Source organism: Sphingomonas sp. M1A8_2b, from assembly GCF_053345535.1.
In genome coordinates this window covers 538,254-556,587 of record NZ_JBKFAH010000001.1, presented here as the reverse complement: position 1 = coordinate 556,587, position 18,334 = coordinate 538,254, and the positions used below count along the sequence as shown (strand labels likewise).

Below are 18,334 nucleotides of genomic sequence, written 5' to 3'. Positions count from 1 at the left end.
TCGCGACCAATGGTTGCAACGCGGGGGCCAAAGCTTGCAACGCGGGACGAAATCGCTATAGCGCCACGCTTCGCGAGCGTCAGGCCGCATGGGTTGCTTCAGGCGGCCGGCATTCATGTCGGTTGCCGAGTTCCGTGTCCGGGCGTACTCGGAGCCCCGACCTTTAGATTGAACAAGGTGCCGAAATGGCCGTCCCCAAAAGAAAAACCTCGCCCTCCAAGCGCGGCATGCGCCGTGGCCACGACTCGCTCACGATCGCGTCGTTCCAGGAATGCCCGAACTGCGGCGAGCTGAAGCGCCCGCACAACCTCTGCGGCTCGTGCGGCCATTACAATGGTCGTGAAATCCTCTCGGTCGAGGGTTGAGGTCCAAAGCCTCTAACTTGAACGAAGGATAGGCAATGCCCGACAGCGGCTGGATCGCGGTCGACGCGATGGGTGGCGATGACGGGCTTGCAGTGATGCTCGCCGGTGTCGCCCTCGCGCGTCATCAATATGAGGGCATGCGCTTCCTGCTGGTCGGCGACGAGACTGCGATTCGCGAGGGCCTCAAGGCGCATCCGAACCTGTCGCAGAACTCCGAGATCGTCCACGCGCCGGAAGTCGTCGGGTCGAGCGACAAGCCGACCCAGGCGATCAGGCGTGCCAAGAAGACCTCGATGGGCATCGCGATCGACCTGGTGAAACAGGGTCGTGCCGCTGCCGCGGTATCGTCGGGCAATACCGGCGCGCTGATGGCGATGGCGAAGCTGTCGCTGCGGATGCTGCCCGGGATCGACCGGCCGGCTCTCGCGGCGCGGCTGCCGACGCTCGGCGACACCGACATGGTGATGCTCGACCTCGGCGCGAATACCGAATGCGACGCGCGTAATCTCGTCCAGTTCGCGATCATGGGTGCTGCCTATGCGCGCACCGCGCTCGACATCCCGCACCCCCGCGTCGCGCTGCTGAATATCGGCAGCGAGGACATGAAGGGCACGGACGAGATCCGCGATGCGGCCGCACAACTGCGTGCGACCCCGGCGGTCGACATGCAATTCAACGGGTTCATCGAAGGCGACCGCCTGTCGCGCGGCGAAGTCGATGTGGTCGTGTGCGACGGTTTCTCTGGCAACATCGCGCTGAAGACCGCGGAGGGCACCGCGCGATTCGTCGCCGACCTGCTCAAGCGCGCGTTCCGCAGTTCGGTCCGTTCGAAGCTCGGCTTCCTGATCTCGCGCCCCGCGACCGAGTTGCTGCGCGATCACCTCGATCCCAACAATCACAACGGCGCGGTCTTTCTCGGGCTCAACGGCATCGTCGTGAAGAGCCACGGCGGCGCGACAGATCGCGGCGTCGCGACCGCGATCGGCAATGCCGCCAAGATGGTCCGCAACGACCTGATCCGGCGCATCGCCGACGATCTCGGCAGCGTGGAGAAGGCGGCATGATCCGATCTGTGGTCATCGGCACCGGCTCCGCCCTGCCCGCGCGCCGCGTGTCCAACGCCGAGCTCGCGAAACAGGTCGACACCAGCGACGAGTGGATCGTCGAGCGTACCGGCATCCGCTTCCGCCACATCGCCGGCGAAGGCGAAACGACCGCGACTCTGGCTGCCGACGCATGCCGCGCGGCTTTGTCCGCCGCCGGGATCGAAGCTGAGAGCATCGACCTGATCGTGCTCGCGACCGCGACGCCGGACCAGACCTTCCCCGCCAGCGCCACCAAGGTGCAGGCGATGCTCGGCATAAACGATTGCGTCGCGTTCGACGTGGCCGCGGTCTGCTCGGGCTTCCTGTACGCGGTGCAGGTGGTGGACAGCATGATCCGCAGCGGCGTCGCCAAGCGCGCGCTGGTGATCGGTGCCGAGACGTTCAGCCGCATCCTCGACTGGGAAGACCGGACGACCTGCGTGCTGTTCGGCGACGGCGCCGGTGCGATCGTGCTCGAAGCGCAGGACACCGCCGAGGAAGGCGGGCGCGGCATTCTGACCACCAAGCTCCACGCCGATGGCCGTCACAACGAACTTCTCTATGTCGACGGCGGCGTCTCTACGACCGGGACCGTCGGCAAGTTGCGCATGAAGGGCCGTGAAGTGTTCCGTCATGCGGTGACCAATCTGGCCTCGGTGATGACCGAATCGCTGGCGATGGCCGGGCTCGTTGCGGACCAGGTCGACTGGGTCGTGCCGCACCAGGCCAACGCCCGGATTCTCGATGCAACCGCGCGGAAACTGGGCCTCGCGCCGGCGAAAGTCGTGGTCACCGTCGACCAGCACGCGAACACATCGGCCGCCTCGGTGCCGCTGGCACTCGACGTCGCCGTGCGCGACGGACGTGTCCGACAAGGGCAGATCGTCGTGCTCGAAGCGATGGGTGGTGGCTTCACGTGGGGCGCGGCGGTTATCCGCTTCTAATCTCTGGCGAAACGAGTCGATTCGCTTGTAGAACAAAAGTTCTTCCGGTCGCCGACGCGCTTGTGTAGGAGGTTCGCCGAGTGTGGGAGCTTGTAGATCATGACGACGGGTACTTTGACGCGGGCCGATCTGGCTGAATCTCTCCACAAGGAGGTCGGGCTGTCGCGCTCGGACTCCTCCAAGATCGTCGAGCAGATTCTGTCCGAGATGTGCGGGGCGCTTTCGCAGGGCGAAAACGTCAAGATTTCGGGATTCGGGACGTTCGTGCTGCGTGACAAGGGCGAGCGCATCGGCCGCAATCCCAAGACGGGTATCGAGGTGCCGATCGCACCGCGCCGCGTCCTGACGTTCCGCGCCAGCCAGATGATGCGGGAACGCATCGTCGGTGCCGACTGACATCCGATATGCCTGATACCGACGACGCACGGCCCGATGCCGGGGGGCAAAAGGCCAGTGCGGCGTTTCGGACGATCGGCGAGCTGTCGCGCGACACCGGCCTGCCGCAGCATATCCTGCGCTATTGGGAGACGCGCTTTCCCCAGTTGAAGCCGCTGCAACGTGCGGGCAACCGGCGGTATTACCGTGCCGAGGACGTCGCGCTGGTGCGGCGGATCGACCAGTATCTCAACCGCGAAGGGTATACCGTCCGCGGCGTCCAGCAGTTGCTGGCGGGAGAAAAGGGCGCGGGTGCGATACCGGGACCGGGCGAGATCGTGGCACAGGCCGAATCGCCGATGACCGCCCTGCGTGCGATCCGCGACATGCTCGCCGAAGCACTGGCAGCGGATTAGGCCACGTTCTCCTGCGAACGCAGGAGCCCAGGGTATCAAAGGACAGCGATTGTGATCCTGGGCCCCTGCGTTCGCAGGGGAACGATAGCCTCCTTACCGCTCGCGCGTCGCGGCGAAGCGGATCTTGGCGTAGCGCTCGGCGATGTAGTTCACTTCCCAGGCGCTTTTGGCGAGGAAGACGGGGTTGCCGTCGCGGTCCTTGGCCATCGCGCCGCGGTTGATCTCGGCGAAGGTTTTCAGTTCCAGCGGGTCTTCCGCCGTGATCCAGCGGGCGGTCTCGTAGGGGGCAGGTTCTAGCCCGGCCGCGACCTTGTACTCCGCGTCGAGGCGCGACAGCAGCACTTCAAGCTGCAGCTGCCCAACCACGCCGATGATCCAGTTCGAGCCGATGTCAGGGTAGAACACCTGCGTCACCCCCTCCTCGGCCATGTCGTCGAGTGCCTTGCGCAACTGCTTGGTCTTGGTGAAGTCCTTGAGCACGACGCGACGCAGGATTTCGGGCGCGAAGTTGGGCAGGCCGGTGAAGCGGATCGCGGCCTTCTCGCTGAGCGTGTCGCCGACCCGGAGCGTGCCGTGGTTGGGGATGCCGATGATGTCGCCGGGGAACGCCTCGTCCGCCAGCTCGCGGTTCTGCGCGAAGAACAGGATCGGGGAATGCACCGCGATCGGCTTGCCGTGGCCGGTGGGCGTAAGCTTCATGCCGCGCTTGAACACGCCCGAGCACAGCCGCATGAACGCGATGCGGTCGCGGTGATTGGGGTCCATGTTGGCCTGCACCTTGAACACGAAGCCGGTGACTTCGGGCTCATCCGGGGAGACGGGCGCAGGCTCGGCCGGCTGCGCGCGCGGTGGCGGGGCGTAGTCGGCGAGCGCGGCGATCAGCTCGGCGACACCGAAATCCTTCAGCGCCGACCCGAAATAGACCGGGGTCAAATTGCCCGCGCGATAGGCCTCGGGGTCGAAGCTCGAATAGCCGCCCTGTGCGAGTTCGGCTTCGTCGTTCAGGCGGACCATCGCTTCGGGGCTGAGGATCTTGGCAAGCTCAGGGTCGTCGATGCCGGTGAACGGGATCGCCTTGCCCATGAACTCGCGGCTGTCGCCTTCGGGGCGGCTGAGCGTGTTGGCGTAGAGATCGTAGACGCCCTCGAACTCGCCGCCCATGCCGACCGGCCAGCTCATCGGGCAGACGTCGAGCTGGAGCATCTCGGCCACCTCGTCGAGCAGCGAGAACGGATCGCGACCCTCGCGGTCGACCTTGTTGACGAAGGTGATGATCGGCACGTTGCGCAGGCGGCAGACCTCGAACAGCTTCCGCGTCTGCGGCTCGATGCCCTTCGCGGCGTCGATTACCATGACCGCCGAGTCGACCGCGGTCAGCGTGCGGTAGGTGTCCTCGGAGAAGTCTTCGTGGCCCGGGGTGTCGAGCAGGTTGAAGGTGATCCCCTGCCGCTCGAACGTCATCACCGACGAGGTGACCGAGATCCCGCGCTGCTGCTCGATCTTCATCCAGTCGGAGCGCGCGCGGCGGGTCTGGCCGCGCGCCTTCACCTCGCCGGCGAGATGGATCGCGCCGCCGAAATACAGGAGCTTCTCGGTCAGCGTGGTCTTGCCGGCGTCGGGATGCGAGATGATCGCGAAGGTGCGGCGGGGAAATTGGGTCATGATAAGGTCCGGTGCGCCGAGTCTTGGCTCGGTAGATAGGGTGAGCCGGGATACCGGCGGTCATGCCGCTGCTCTTGGCAGATGCAGCGCGTCTAGGACAGAGGGGCGTCCCTCAAGGCGCTAAGTTGAGATCAGGTTTCAAATTAAATCCCCCCCGCCAGGGGGAGGTGGCACCGAAGGTGGCGGAGGGGGCGGCCACGGAACAGCGGTTTCGCTTTCCTCCCCCTCTGTCCGGCAAGCGCCAGACACTCTCCCTGGCGGGGGAGGATCGCAGAGGGTCCGATGCGTTTGATTCAAACGGTAGCAGGTACCAGCGTCACGCTCATCGTGATGCTCTTCGTACCACCCGCGGCCACCTCGAACACACCAGGCTTGTCGCGATAATCGCCGGTATAGCCTTCGGGGTCGGCGATGCCGTGCCAGGGCTCGACGCAGACATAGGCCGCGCCCGGCTTGGTCCAGATGCCGAGCTTCGGCGTGTCGGGAAAGGCGATCTTCAACTGCGGGCCGGTCTTGGCGCCATAGGTGACGGCGTCGGAGTGGATCGGGTCCCACACCAGCGCATCCTTGGCGAACAGCTCGTCGCGCAGGGCGATGACGCGGTCCTCGACCGGCGAGGGGCGTTCGTCGACGGCGATCTGGCCGTCGGGGCTGATCGCCTTAAGCTTGCCGGGTTCGTCGGTGTCGAACGTGATGCGGTGGTCTGCGCGGGGCTCGCCGTACGGCAGCGGCCAGGCGAAGGCGGGGTGGAAGCCGAAGCTTGCCGGCATCACCGCGTCGGTGCGATTGTGGATGCGCGCTTCGATCGCGAGCGATGCGCCGTCGAGCGTGAAGACGATGTCGAGTGCGAACGCGAACGGGTAAGCGGCGCGCGTTTCCTCACTGTCGGTGAGGCGGAAGGTGGCGGAGCTTTCCGACTGCGCGACGACGTCGAACGCTGAATGACGCGCGAAGCCGTGCTTCTGCATCGGGTAGGCCTGGCCGTCGAGACGAATGACGCCTTCGTTGACGACACCGACGACGGGGAAGAGGATCGGCGCGTGACCGGCCCAGAAGGCCGGGTCGGCGTTGGTCATCAGCTCGCGGCCATCGGCGTCGTGGAGGTGGGTGAGCTCGGCACCGTGCGGGTTGATCTGCGCGGTGAGGTGGTCGTTGGCGATCGTGATCAGGTCGGTCATGTCGGTCTCCGTGACGGTCGAACGGTCTATGCCCTTCATGTCATCCCCGCGGAGGCGGGGATCCAGAGTGGCGACGCTGTCGATGGAATCGCTTGGTTAGCCCGTCTGGATCCCCGCCTCCGCGGGGATGACGAAAGAAGGGTGATTCTTTGAGAAGGTCGCCGGCGCGTGCCCTCACCCTCGCCGCCTTCGGCGTCTCTCCCTCTCCCCTCGGGGGAGAGGGAGCCCGCGGCCGCTTGGCCGTGGGAAGGGTGAGGGCATGCTTAGACGCGCAGGCTCGCGCCCTGCTTGGCTGCCGCGGCGACCACCTTGTCGGCGATCGCCTTGATCTCTTCGTCGGTGAAGCTCTTGGCGGTCGGTTGCAGGACGATCTCGACCGCGACCGACTTGTGGCCGTCCTCCACCCCCGCCCCGGTGAACACGTCGAACACGCGGGCCGAGACGATCGCCATCTTGTCCGCGCCCTTGACCGCACGCACCAGCGTGTCGGTGGCGAGCGCCGCCGGCACGAGGAACGCGAAGTCGCGGCGGACGGCTTGCAGCGCCGGCGGCGTGTAGGCCGGACGCGCGAAGCCAGACGCACGCTTGGGCGGGATCGCGTCGAGGTAGACTTCTACCGCGGCAACCGCGCCGTCGAGGTCGAACGCCTTCAGCACCGACGGATGGAGCATGCCGAAGCTTGCCAGCACCGTCTTCGGCCCGAGGCGTAGCGTGCCCGACTGGCCAGGATGCCATGCGTCGCCGGCTTCACCCATCACCTGCAAATTGTCGACCGGCGCGCCCGACGCGGCGAGGAGGGCAAGAGCTTCGGCCTTCGCATCATACGCGTCGAAGCTTGCCGCCTTACCGTCACGCCAGCCGCGCGGACGGCGGTCGCCTGCCAAGACTACGCCCAAGGTCGCGCGCTCGGCTTCGGCCAGATAGCGGCGGCCGATCTCGAACAGGCGGACGCTCTGCTGGCCACGCTTGAGGTTGCGGCCGGTCGCGGCGAGCAGGCCGGGGAGCAGCGACGGGCGCATGACTTTCAGGTCTTCGCTGATCGGGTTGGCGAGCGTCCAGGCACCGCCGCCGAAAGGCGCGGCTTCGGCGTCGGAGAGGAAGCTCCACGTTACCGCCTCGTCGAGGCCGCGGGCAGCGGCCGCCCTGCGTGCGCGACGTTCGAGCTTCTGCTCGGGCGTGGCGGTCGGCTTGGCGACGCCTGGCATGCGGGGAAGCGGCGTCGAGGGGATAGTGTCGATGCCCTCGATGCGGACGACCTCCTCGACGAGGTCGGCGGGGCCGTCGACGTCGCGGCGCCAGCTCGGGACCGTAACCGGCCACTTGCCCTCGATCGTCGAGAACAGCGCGTCGCTGAACGCGTCGGCCGACGTGATCGCGCCGATCGTGAAGCCGAGCGACAACAGGGTGCGCGCCTGCCGCTCAGGGGCGACGTGGAGGCCACCGAGGTCTGCGCTCAAGCGCGGATCGTAGTGGATCACGCGGGGGTCTAGCGGGGGTTCGCCCGAGCGCGTGACGTCGCTCGCCGTGCCGCCGCAGATGTGCAGCACGAGCGCGGTGGCGATCGCGAGGCCGTCGTCGAGGAAGGCGGGGTCGACGCCGCGTTCGAAGCGGCTACGCGCGTCGGAGGTCAGCGTCAGCTTCTGGCCGGTGCGCGCGATGTGGTCGGGATCGAAATACGCGCATTCGATCACCACGTCGGTGGTGTCCGCCGAGACGCCCGAATGCTCGCCGCCCATGATGCCGCCGATGTCGTGCACGGCCGCGTCGTCGGCGATGACGGTCATGGTCGTGTCGAGCGTGTAGGTCTTTCCGTTGAGCGCGACGACCTGCTCGCCGTCCTTAGCTTTCCGCGCGACGAGGCCGCCGGAGAGCTCAGCGCGGTCGTAGACGTGCAGCGGGCGGCCGAGGTCGATCATCAGATAGTTGGTGATGTCGACGAGCGCGGAGATCGGCTTCTGGCCGATCGCGATGAGGCTGCGGCGCATCCACTCGGGGGATTCGCCGTTGGTCACGCCGGTGACGGTCTGGGAGAAGAAGGCGGGGCAGCCGGCGGTGTCGTCGGTGCGGACGTCCGGGCCTGCGCCCTCGCTCGTGAACGTGTCGAACGTCAGCGGCGAGAGCGTGCCGAGGCCGGCGGCGGCGAGGTCGCGCGCGATGCCGCGGACGCCCATGCAGTCCTGGCGGTTCGGCGTGATCGCGACGTCGATGACCGGGTCGGTCAGGCCGGCGTATTCGGGGTACGGCGTGCCGATCGGCGCGTCCGCCGGCAGTTCGATGATGCCGTCGTGGTCTTCGCCAAGTTCCAGTTCGCGCGTCGAGCACATCATGCCGTTGGATTCGACGCCGCGGATGCTCGCGAGCTTGAGCGTGACGTCGAGACCGGGGACGTACGCACCGGGTGCGCCGAACACGCCGACCAGGCCGGCGCGCGCGTTGGGGGCGCCGCAGACGACCTGGAGCGGACCGTTACCGGCATCGACCGACAGGATCTGGAGCTTGTCGGCTTGCGGATGGCGTTCTGCGCTGAGGACCTTTGCGATCTTGAACGCGGCGAGCTTCTCGCCGGGGTTCTCGACGCCTTCGACCTCGAGGCCGATGCGGGTCAGCGCCTCGACGATCTGGTCGAGCGTGGCGGTGGTTTCGAGGTGCTGCTTGAGCCAGCTGAGGGTGAACTTCATGCGCCGACTCCGCCGGACAAGGTGGGGACGTCGAGGCTCGAAAAGCCGTAATGCTTGAGCCAGCGGATATCGCCGTCGAAGAACGGGCGGAGGTCGTCCATGCCGTATTTGAGCATCGCCAGGCGGTCGATCCCGCAGCCGAACGCGAAGCCCTGCCATTCGTCGGGGTCGAGCCCGCACGCTTCGATGACCTTGCGGTGGACCATGCCCGAGCCGAGGATTTCCAGCCAGCCATCGGGCTCGGACCCGCCGACGACGCGCTTGCCCTTCACCAGCGTGTAGCCGACGTCGATCTCGACCGACGGCTCGGTGAAGGGGAAGTAGCTGGGGCGCAGGCGGAGCACGATGTCGTCGCGCTCGAAGAACGCCTTCACGAACGTCTCGAGCGTCCACTTCAGGTGTCCGAGCGTGATGCCCTTGTCGATCACGAGGCCCTCGACCTGGTGGAACATCGGCGTGTGCGTCGCGTCGGAGTCCGAGCGGTAGGTGCGCCCAGGGGCGATGATGCGGATCGGCGGCTTCTGGCTCAACATCGTGCGGATCTGGACCGGCGAGGTGTGCGTGCGGAGGAGCGAGAAGGTCGTCTTCTCGTCGGCGGTGCCGGCGGCCTTCGCGTCTATCCCCTGCTGGAGGTAGAAGGTATCGTGCATCGCCCGCGCAGGGTGCGTCTCGGGGATGTTGAGCGCGGTGAAATTGTGCCAGTCGGTCTCGATCTCGGGACCGGTCGCGACCGCGAAGCCGAGGTCGGCGAAGATCTCGGCGAGTTCGTCCATGACCTGCGACACGGGGTGGATCGTGCCGGGCGTGGGCGCGTCCGCGGGGAGCGTCATGTCGAGCGTTTCGCTGGCGAGGCGCGCGTCGAGCGCGGCGCGTTCGAGCGTGGCCTTGCGCTCGGCGATGCCGTTGGCGACGGCTTCGCGGAGGCCCTGGATCAGCGGGCCTTGGACGAGGCGCTCGTCCGGCGTCATCTTGCCGAGCGTCTTCAGCAGCGCGGTGATCGTGCCCTGCTTGCCGAGCGCCTCGACCCGGCACGCATCGAGCGCGTCGAGCCCGGATGCGGCGGCGATCGCCGTCAGCATGTGGTCGCGCATCTGGTTCAGGTCTTGCGTCACGTCATACTCCCAGGGCGGGTTCGGTTAGGCGGGGCAGCCCGAGGCCGATACCCAGATCGTCCCAATTCTCGTTGCGCGCTTCGATCAACTCGATCTTCCACGCTCTTCGCCACTCCTTCAGCCGCTTCTCGCGAACGATCGCGGCCTCCATCGTGTCGAACATCTCGTAATAGGCGAGACGCTTGATGCCGTACCGGCGAGTGAAGCCGGGGATCAACCCCTCTCGGTGCTGAACGAGGCGTGCGAGCAAGTTCGAGGTGACGCCGATGTAGAGCGTGCCGTGGCGGCGGGAGTGGAGGATGTAGACGCACGGCTGGAAGGTTTCGCGCATTTCGTGCTCCCCTTGTTCGCCCTAACTCCGGATATTGAACATCCGTCATCCCGGCGGAAGCCGGGACCCATGGTAGCGGGCCGGGTGATGGTAGCACGGTATTGCCGGGTCCGCCGTAACCATGGGTCCCGGCGTCCGCCGGGATGACGGAGAGGGGGTTGGGACCACGGAAGTTGGATTGCTTGGGTAGTTCGGGAAGCATCTGAACCTCTCGGCACCAGCGCTCAAACACTTCGCCCCAAACGCAGAAAGGGCGCCGGTGGATAACCACCGACGCCCTCCCGAAACTCACCTCAGTCGCGAATTACGCGGCCTGGGGAAGCGCCGCCTTCACCTGGGCGACGATGGCGCTGAACGCAGCGCCCTCGTGCATGGCGATGTCGGCCAGGACCTTGCGGTCGAGTTCGATCCCTGCAAGCTTCACGCCGTGCATGAACTGCGAATACGTCAGACCCTCGGCGCGGACGCCGGCGTTGATGCGCTGGATCCAGAGGCCGCGGAACGTGCGCTTCTTAACCTTGCGGTCGCGATATGCGTACTGTCCGGCCTTCTCGACGGCCTGACGGGCGATGCGGATGGTGTTCTTGCGACGGCCATAATAGCCCTTCGCCTGAACCAAAATACGCTTGTGCTTGGCGCGGGTGGTAACACCCCGTTTTACGCGTGCCATTGTCTAATTCCTTCTCAGCTCAACGCAGGCCGTAAGGCGCCCAGGCCTTCACTGCTGCGGTATCGGCCTTGGACAGCAGCTTGGTGCCGCGGTTCTGACGGATGTACTTGCCGTTGTGATGCGCCAGACGGTGACGCTTGCCGGCGACGCCGTGCTTGAGCAGGCCGGTGGCGGTGAGCTTGAAGCGTTTCTTGACGCCGCTCTTGGTCTTCAGCTTGGGCATTTTTATCCTTTCGGTTACGAAGGAGGACGCTGAAATCGCCGCGGCAGCCCACACTGGCCGGGCGATTCGTCGAACGCGTTCCCTTCGAGGAAGCGGGCGCACTATCCGCATTGGCCGCAAATATCAACCGTCGCGGAACCCGCATTGTGGAACTCGCGCGATTGCCATGCGATAGGGCCTGCATGGACGCCAGCCCGACGCCGCCGATCGACGCCCCCTCCCCGGCTCCCGCACCGGCGCCCATTGCAGTGGAGACGCGAAAACGTCGCAAGCGGCGGATCATCCGCAACATCCTGCTCGGGATCGTCGCGGTCCTCGTCGCGATCTGGCTGGTGCTGTACATCACCAAGGGGCGATTCCTTAAGCATCCGTTCGAGCGCGTCGTCGGCTCGTTGACCCACCGCACGCTGACCGTGCGCGGCGATTTCCAGCTCTATTTCGCGCCGTTCCGGATCAAGCTGTACGCGGAGAACTTCACGCTCTCGAACCCCGACTGGGCGAGCCGGCCGAACCTGTTCCGCGCGGACAAGCTCGACACGCGGATCGCACCGTTGTCGCTGATCTTCGGCAAGCGGCGGCTCTACTGGCTCGACCTCGTCAACGGCGCGGTCGATCTGGAATGGGACAGGGCGCATACCGCGAATACCTGGACGTTCTCCGAGAAGAAGGGCGGCAAGCCGCTCGAGTTTCCGCGGATCGACGTGGCGACGGTGACGGGTACGTCGGTGCGCTATCTCGACCCGCGGATGCGGATCGTCGCGGACCTCGACATCGCCGACATCCGCTCGGTCGACGCGACGATCGGGCGCGCGGTCGGGCTGACGGGCAGAGGCCGTCTGCGCGAGACGCCGTTCACCGTGACCGCGCAACTGCTGTCGCCCGACGCGACCGCCAATCGCGGGCAGAACAAGCTGGTCGCGCGCGCGCGGGCGGCGGGCAACATCATCGACGTCGCAGGCACGCTGCCAAGCATCGCCGATGTCGAGAACGTGCCGCTGGCGGTGACCGCACGCGGCGCCAATCTGTCGACGCTGCTCGGCGTGATCGACGTCGCGATCCCGAACACGCGGACCTACAAACTGCGCGCGCAGCTCATCAAGCAGGGCGACGAATACGCCTTCACGCATCTGCGCGGCATCGCCGGCCGGACCGATCTCGCGGGCAAGCTGACGATCGTCAACGGCGAGCGCATCCATCTCGATTCGGTGCTCACGACCAAGAGCCTCGACATCATCGATGCGGCGCCGTTCATCGGTTTCAATCCCGACATCGTCGAGACGAAGGGCGCGGTGGCCGCCGCCGCCGCGACGGGCGCGGCACCGCAACGCCTGCTGCCCGACGGGAACCTGCCGGTCGCGACGATGCAGATCTTCGATGCCGACCTGAAATGGACGATCGGCGTGGTGAAGTCGCGCAACCTGCCGATTTCGAACATCGACCTGACGCTCGACCTGGAACGCGGGCGCCTCGCGCTGTCGCCGCTGACCTTCTCGATGGCGCGCGGCAACGTCGCGTCGGACGTGATCTTCGATACGCGCGCGCGGCCGAGCGCGGTGTCGTACGACATCCGCCTTGCGCCGACGCCGTTGGGTCGACTGCTCAAGGGCTATGGGCTGACCGAGGCCGGGACGACCGGGACCGTCAAGGGTCGGATCAAGCTCGACGGGCGCGGCGATTCGATCCATGATTCGCTGGCGTCATCGCGCGGGCGGATCGCGTTCGTGCTGCCGTCGGGGGCGCTGTCGGTCCGCAACGTGCAGCTCGCCGAGCTCGACATCGGCACGTTTGCGCAGCGGATGTTCCAGGGTCAGCTGAACGAGCCGGTGCAGATGAACTGCGGCTTGATCGGCTTCACCGTGCGCGGCGGCGTCGCGGCGGCGGACCCGATCCTGATCGACACGCGCAAGAACGTGATCGTCGGCCGCGGCGGGTTCAGCTTCCGCAACGAGGCGGTCGATCTCGCCTTCCGCGCGGACTCGAAGAAGTTCAGCCTGTTCGCGGGCCAGTCCCCGGTGAGTGTCGGCGGAATGTTCGCCGCGCCGAAGCTCAACGTGATCTCGAAGGACCTGCTCGCGCGGGTCGGCAGTGGCCTCGGGCTGGCGCTGGTGGCGACGCCGGTCGCGGGGATCCTGGCGTTCGTCGACGTCGGCGATGCGAAATCGACCGCGTGCGGGCCGGTGCTGGCGGGGGCGACGGCGGCGGCGCAGCGTACGACGAAGGGCGCGCCGCGTGATGACGTGGGGCATGGGACGACGGCCAAGGCGGAGGACGGGAAGACGTCTGGGGCGGATAAGAAGGGGCAGCGGAAAAAGTTTCTGGGGATTTTCTGAGGGCGGCGAGTTTAGCGCCCTTTCCCCACCTTGCTCGGCCCGGCATCAGGCGGAGGCGAGTAGCGATGACTGGGCCCCGCGCAGACGGCTGGCGTTCCGGGTCCATGGGTCCCGGCGTCCGCCGGGATGACGGATAGCGGAGTGAGCGTGACCTGACGGCGTAGACATAGCAGTAGCCGTAGGAGGCTGTTTAGAAGCCGGTCCGCTTGAATAGCGCGCTCTGCTTGGGTTGGGTCGCAGTACCTGCGGCCTAATTCACCTGCGGCCGAACTCGAAGCAAGGCTGTGCCCCAGCACCCACACCAACCCGTCACCCCGGCGGACGCCGGGGCCGATGGTAGGGTTAGCTCCGACGGCTGACGTACCGTGTCCGTGGGTCCCGGCGTCCGGCGGGATGACGGAGCAGGGAGGTTCGGAATGCGCGATCCACCTCTGCTTTCCCTCCAATCAAGCGCGCCCTGGTTTTGAACGCTTTTCGATTGCGACCGCGCTGTTATCGTTTTGATCGATTGACGCGCTACCCCCCCTCCCCAACTCCACCCATCCCGTCACCCCGGCGAACGCCGGGGCCCATGGTTTCGGTTCGTATCGTTGGTGGGGCTCCGTGTCCGTGGGTCCCGGCCTCCGCCGGGATGACGGAAAGGGGGTATGGGGTAGGTGATCCGCTTCTACTCCCTTCCACTGGCGGGAAGGGATTGGGTCAATGGTCGTGGGCGTCCGCCTGCCGGTGCATCGCCTCGAGCACGTCATCCAATCGCGCCGGATCGCCGATCGCCAGGACATGCCCGGCGCTGTCGGCGGTCAACGGGTCGCCGTTCCAGTCGCACATCATGCCGCCCGCGCCTTCGACCACCGGCACCAGGGCTGCGAAGTCGTAGATCTTGAGACCCGATTCGCAGACGACGTCGAGATGCCCGCTCGCGAGGAGGCCGTAATTGTAGCAGTCGCCGCCATAGACCGGACCCTGGCGCGGGTTGCCGCCCGAGATCGCGGCGACCAGCGCGAGGTAGGGCGCCACGTCGACCTCGTCGAACAGATGCGGGCTGGTGGTGGCGATCGTCGCACCGGCGAGTTCGCGGCACATCCGCGTCCGCACCGGCACGCCGTTGAGCGTCGTCGGACGGCCCGCGACGCCGACCCAGCGTTCGCGCTGGACCGGCTGGTCGATGATCCCGAGCACCGGCCAGCCATCCTCGACCAAGGCGATCAGCGTGCCGAAGATCGCGCGGCCGACGGTGAAACTGCGCGTGCCGTCGATCGGGTCGAGCACCCATTTGCGGTTGGTGACGCCCGCCTTCTCGCCGAACTCCTCGCCGATGATGCCGTCGCCCGAGCGTTCCGCGTCGAGCAGACGGCGCATCGCGGCTTCGGCCTCGCGGTCGGCGCGGGTGACGGGGGACTGATCGTCCTTGATCTCGACGCCGTGCTCATGGCGGAAATAGGGTCGGATGACGTGGCCCGCAGCATCCGCGAGGCGGTGCGCGAGATCGATATCGGCTTGGGTGACTGGCATGGCCCCTGCCTATCGGCCGCGGCCGTCGCGAGCAATGGACGGATCACCCGCGTGGGCGTAGGCCGTTGCAATCCAACCGGAGTATCGTTCATGCGCCTTTCGACTCTCGCCGCTGCCGCCGCCCTCATGATTTCGGCCGCCCCCGCCTTCGCGGCGCTGCCGGTCGGTGCCAAGGCCCCCGATTTCACCACGCGTGGTGCGATCGCGGGCAAGGTGTTCTCGGTCCATCTCGCCGACCAGCTCAAGAAGGGCCCGGTCGTGCTCTACTTCTTCCCGGCGGCCTACACCGGCGGTTGCAACGCCGAGGCGCATGCGTTTGCGGAGGCGATCCCCGCCTTCACCAAGGCCGGCGCGACCGTGATCGGCATGTCGGCGGACACTGTCGAGACGCTCAGCAAATTCTCCGCCGAGAAATGCGCGGGCAAGTTCGCGGTCGCCAGCGCAGGCCCGGCGGTGGTCAAGGGCTATGACGTCGCGCTCGGCAAGATGATGGAAGGCCGCAACCTGACCAAGCGTACCAGCTATGTCATCGCCAAGGATGGTCGCATCGCCTTCGTCCATGACGAGATGAACCCGGCCGCACACGTGTCGACGACGCTGGCTGCGGTCGAAAAGCTGACGGGCAAATAAGGCCAGCCCGGCAAATAAACGCTGACCGGCAAATAACTGCCGTTTTGGTGACGGTATGCTAACGCTTTCGGGTCTATCGCTATGTCGGGGACGCGGAGGAAATCATGGGGGACGCGCGAGCGACCAGATCGGTATCGGGGGCAGACCCGCAGGATTCGCTGTACGATCGTATCGGCAGGTTTCTTGACGAGCACGGCCTGAGCCCCGATCCCGCGCATTACGGCTTCGCGTTCGCCGTCCTGTCAGCCCCAGACGCGCCACTGGGGCAGGAGGTCGCCCGGTTGACCGATGGCGGCGTCCGCCTGAGCCGCCACGACATCGAACGACTCGGCGGGCGAGTCGTCGACGGCGCCCCGTCCTGTCGGCGCGCCTCCGAAAAGGCGCAGGCCGACATCGCCGACGCCGGCGTCGACAGCGCGATATCGCTGGTCACCGAAACCGAGAATCAGGTCGACGACTTCACCCAGATCGTGCGGACGATGCAGGCGGAAACGCGCGGCTTCGGCCGCGACCTCGCGAAAAGCGCCGCGGCGATCACGCAGATCGCCGAAATCGACGAGATCACGCAGATCACGACGACGATGATCGGCCGAGTCCACGACAGCGAAGTGCGACTCGCAACGGCGACCGCCGAAGCGGACCTGCTCCGTACGAAACTGGCCGAGGCACGCGACATCGCCCGGCGCGACATGCTGACCGGCCTGCCCAATCGCCGCGCGTTCGAGGAGGCCTTCGCCGAACGCGACCTCGACGCCGGACCCTATTGCCTGGCGGTGTGCGACATCGACCGGTTCAAGGGCGTCAACGATCTGCACGGCCACGGTGTCGGCGACCGCGTGCTCATCGCGATCGGCCAGGCGCTGGCGAGCGAATGCGCGCCGCACCTCGTCGTCCGCCACGGTGGCGAGGAGTTTGCGCTGTTGATCCAGGGCATCACGCTCGCGGATGCCGCGAAACTGCTCGACCGGGTCCGCGCGACGGTCGCGGCCAAGCGGTTCCGCAACCGCGACACCGATGCGTCGCTTGGCAGCATCACCTTTTCGGCGGGAATCACCGCGATCCATGCCGACGAGACGTCGGATATCGCGTTCTGTCGCGCCGACCGCCTGCTCTATACCGCCAAGGAACAGGGACGCGATCGGATCTGCGCCGCCTGATCCCGTAAAATGGTGCAATCCGCGCGGTGCAAGTGGTGGAATTTACCAACTGCGCTGCCACCGGAATAGAAAGTCGCGCGAAAACAACGACATCTCGAACTGGCACGCCGCATGCAATGCTTTCGACATCGGGGGCCGGATGGTCCGGCCCCTCGAAGATCGAAGGAAATCCCCATGTCGTTCCGTTTCGAAACCGCTCAGCGTATCGCCATCTCGTTCGTCGGCGCACTCTTCTTCGCCGCCATCGCGGTCAGCACCGCCACGCCGATCATCCCCATCGCCTGAACGCGGTCCCCCCAGCCAAACCGACAGGACCATGCGCGTAGAACGAGACGTCGTTCAGGCCCATCGTTGAGGCCGCCGTTCAGACTGGCGTTCAGACTGGCGTTCAGACTGGCGTTCAGGCCAACGCCGCCCCGCCACTCTCGACCGACCCTACCGGCCCGACCGGAACCTCCTCATCGCGCGAATAGGTGCCGATCAGCACCCCCGCCGCCAGCACATGGCCGGTGATCGCCTCGATCACGGCGGATCGTCCGGGTGTCGTGCCGGGATCGCCCGCACCCGCACCGACCGCGAACAGCTGGAAGACGTAGCGATGCTCGCCATGCCCGCTCGGGGGATCGGGCGGCAACCAGCCTTCGCGGAGATAGGAATTACGCCCCACGTCGCGCCCGGCCGAGTCGCCCGCGCCATCGGCCCCGATCGCGCCTTCCTCAAGGCGTCCCGACCCGACATCCAGGCCCCACACGATCGCATGCACGAGCGGTTGCGGCGTGGGGGCATCGGGATCCTCGACCATCAGCACCATCGTCTGTGTCCCCGCCGGCGGCTCGGTCCAGACCAGCGGCGGTGATACGCCCGCGCCGTCTGCCCGACCGTCCTGCGTAAACCGCGGGGGGAGCCGCGCTTCGTGCGCGAACGCGGGACTCGAAAGATCGATCGAGGCGAGCGTATCGTCGGGTGTGCCGCAGACCTGGACGATCGCGAGCTTGTCGTCGCCGGCGCGCAGGCCGCTCATCGCGTGCCCCAGCCAGGCGGGGATATGTTCGAGCACCGGGTCAGCCCTCCGATGGACAGGGTTCGTCGCGCAGCTCGGGTGCGCCGCCGGAATACCATTCGCTGCGCGCGGCCATCTTGGCGGCGTCGTGATAGCAGACCTCGGTCTTGCCGCCCTTGGGATCGACCAGCACCGTCCAGTTGCGGTCGCTGCAATTATGCTGTTCGCACCCCCAGGCGGCGATCCGCGGTCCGCCGCCGGGCTTGCCGACGTTGCGGTTGATGGTGAAGACCGGCGTCTCGGGCCCCGACCGGCCGCGGATCGTCTCGCGCAGCTTGGCATCGCCGACCGCATCGACGAGCCCGGTGGCGACTTCGGTGCGATCGAAGAAGCCGACGCCGTCGACCGCATCATGCGGGTATTTGCCGACATAGGCGGTGATCGGCGTGGTCTGCGCCTGTCCCGGAATCGGCGTCGGCGCGCGCGTCTCGGGCGGCGTGAACCCGCTCGCCGAGACGGTGTTCGCAGCATCGTCCTTGCGCCCACATGCCCCCAGCACCAGCGGTATCGCGAGAAGTGCTGCCGCGATCATCGTCTTTACGGGCGCGATCATCGTCTTCATGGGCATTGTCCTTGTTCGTTACGCGTCGAACGCTCTGCCGGGCA

At 66.6% G+C, this 18,334-nt stretch carries 18 protein-coding genes; 8 read left to right on the top strand and 10 right to left on the bottom strand.

Annotation, left to right across the window (positions count from 1 at the left end; genetic code table 11):
- Positions 1-185: 185 nt before the first annotated feature.
- From rpmF to ACLBWL_RS02725, 5 genes are all read left to right on the top strand, one after another.
- Positions 186-365: a 50S ribosomal protein L32 gene (rpmF, locus tag ACLBWL_RS02745; RefSeq protein ID WP_128455117.1), complete on the top strand. Its 180-nt coding sequence runs from the start codon at positions 186-188 to the stop codon at positions 363-365.
- 35 nt (positions 366-400) lie between these two features.
- Positions 401-1,429 (top strand): phosphate acyltransferase PlsX, encoded by a 1,029-nt coding sequence (gene plsX, locus ACLBWL_RS02740; protein ID WP_447790012.1) that lies wholly within the window; start codon positions 401-403, stop codon positions 1,427-1,429.
- Positions 1,426-2,394 (top strand): beta-ketoacyl-ACP synthase III, encoded by a 969-nt coding sequence (locus tag ACLBWL_RS02735; RefSeq protein ID WP_447790010.1) that lies wholly within the window; start codon positions 1,426-1,428, stop codon positions 2,392-2,394. The genes plsX and ACLBWL_RS02735 overlap by 4 nt, the downstream gene beginning before the upstream one ends.
- 99 nt (positions 2,395-2,493) lie before the next feature.
- Positions 2,494-2,790 carry an integration host factor subunit alpha gene (locus ACLBWL_RS02730; protein WP_447790008.1) on the top strand — a complete coding sequence of 99 codons (297 nt, stop codon included), beginning with the start codon at positions 2,494-2,496 and terminating at the stop codon, positions 2,788-2,790.
- A gap of 8 nt (positions 2,791-2,798) precedes the next feature.
- The gene (locus ACLBWL_RS02725; RefSeq protein ID WP_447790006.1) at positions 2,799-3,185 is read left to right on the top strand and encodes a MerR family transcriptional regulator; all 387 of its coding nucleotides are present in this window, start codon (positions 2,799-2,801) and stop codon (positions 3,183-3,185) included.
- A gap of 93 nt (positions 3,186-3,278) precedes the next feature.
- Here ACLBWL_RS02725 and ACLBWL_RS02720 read toward each other — a convergent pair whose 3' ends face one another.
- From ACLBWL_RS02720 to rpmI, 7 genes are all read right to left on the bottom strand, one after another.
- Positions 3,279-4,847: a peptide chain release factor 3 gene (locus ACLBWL_RS02720; protein ID WP_107963072.1), complete on the bottom strand. Its 1,569-nt coding sequence runs from the start codon at positions 4,845-4,847 to the stop codon at positions 3,279-3,281.
- 293 nt (positions 4,848-5,140) lie between these two features.
- Positions 5,141-6,025: an aldose 1-epimerase family protein gene (locus ACLBWL_RS02715; RefSeq protein ID WP_447790004.1), complete on the bottom strand. Its 885-nt coding sequence runs from the start codon at positions 6,023-6,025 to the stop codon at positions 5,141-5,143.
- 263 nt (positions 6,026-6,288) lie between these two features.
- Positions 6,289-8,703 (bottom strand): phenylalanine--tRNA ligase subunit beta, encoded by a 2,415-nt coding sequence (pheT, locus tag ACLBWL_RS02710; RefSeq protein WP_447790002.1) that lies wholly within the window; start codon positions 8,701-8,703, stop codon positions 6,289-6,291.
- Positions 8,700-9,794, bottom strand: coding sequence for a phenylalanine--tRNA ligase subunit alpha (gene pheS / locus ACLBWL_RS02705; RefSeq protein WP_447791963.1), 1,095 nt, complete (start codon positions 9,792-9,794; stop codon positions 8,700-8,702). The genes pheT and pheS overlap by 4 nt, the downstream gene beginning before the upstream one ends.
- A 22-nt stretch (positions 9,795-9,816) precedes the next feature.
- Positions 9,817-10,146: a GIY-YIG nuclease family protein gene (locus tag ACLBWL_RS02700; protein WP_056061401.1), complete on the bottom strand. Its 330-nt coding sequence runs from the start codon at positions 10,144-10,146 to the stop codon at positions 9,817-9,819.
- A gap of 304 nt (positions 10,147-10,450) precedes the next feature.
- Positions 10,451-10,816, bottom strand: a complete 366-nt coding sequence (rplT, locus tag ACLBWL_RS02695) for a 50S ribosomal protein L20 (protein ID WP_056054375.1) — start codon at positions 10,814-10,816, stop codon at positions 10,451-10,453.
- Between the two features lie 19 nt (positions 10,817-10,835).
- The gene (rpmI, locus tag ACLBWL_RS02690; RefSeq protein WP_031395289.1) at positions 10,836-11,039 is read right to left on the bottom strand and encodes a 50S ribosomal protein L35; all 204 of its coding nucleotides are present in this window, start codon (positions 11,037-11,039) and stop codon (positions 10,836-10,838) included.
- A gap of 182 nt (positions 11,040-11,221) precedes the next feature.
- Here rpmI and ACLBWL_RS02685 point away from each other — a divergent pair, with 182 nt between their 5' ends.
- Positions 11,222-13,369 carry an AsmA family protein gene (locus ACLBWL_RS02685; RefSeq protein WP_447789999.1) on the top strand — a complete coding sequence of 716 codons (2,148 nt, stop codon included), beginning with the start codon at positions 11,222-11,224 and terminating at the stop codon, positions 13,367-13,369.
- Positions 13,370-14,068: 699 nt separating this feature from the next.
- Here the strand turns inward: ACLBWL_RS02685 and ACLBWL_RS02680 are convergent.
- Entirely contained in the window at positions 14,069-14,881 is an 813-nt protein-coding gene (locus ACLBWL_RS02680; RefSeq protein WP_447789997.1) for an inositol monophosphatase family protein, read from the bottom strand.
- 90 nt (positions 14,882-14,971) lie between these two features.
- Here ACLBWL_RS02680 and ACLBWL_RS02675 point away from each other — a divergent pair, with 90 nt between their 5' ends.
- Positions 14,972-15,511 carry a peroxiredoxin gene (locus ACLBWL_RS02675; protein WP_447789995.1) on the top strand — a complete coding sequence of 180 codons (540 nt, stop codon included), beginning with the start codon at positions 14,972-14,974 and terminating at the stop codon, positions 15,509-15,511.
- A gap of 104 nt (positions 15,512-15,615) precedes the next feature.
- Complete coding sequence (locus tag ACLBWL_RS02670) at positions 15,616-16,668, top strand: diguanylate cyclase (protein WP_447789993.1); 1,053 nt, start codon at positions 15,616-15,618, stop codon at positions 16,666-16,668.
- A 400-nt stretch (positions 16,669-17,068) separates the two neighbouring features.
- Here ACLBWL_RS02670 and ACLBWL_RS02665 read toward each other — a convergent pair whose 3' ends face one another.
- Together ACLBWL_RS02665 and ACLBWL_RS02660 are read right to left on the bottom strand one after the other, a co-directional pair.
- On the bottom strand, positions 17,069-17,725 hold the full coding sequence (locus ACLBWL_RS02665) for a YbhB/YbcL family Raf kinase inhibitor-like protein (RefSeq protein ID WP_447789991.1): 657 nt from the start codon (positions 17,723-17,725) through the stop codon (positions 17,069-17,071).
- A 4-nt stretch (positions 17,726-17,729) separates the two neighbouring features.
- Complete coding sequence (locus tag ACLBWL_RS02660) at positions 17,730-18,290, bottom strand: hypothetical protein (protein ID WP_447789989.1); 561 nt, start codon at positions 18,288-18,290, stop codon at positions 17,730-17,732.
- Positions 18,291-18,334: the final 44 nt, after the last annotated feature.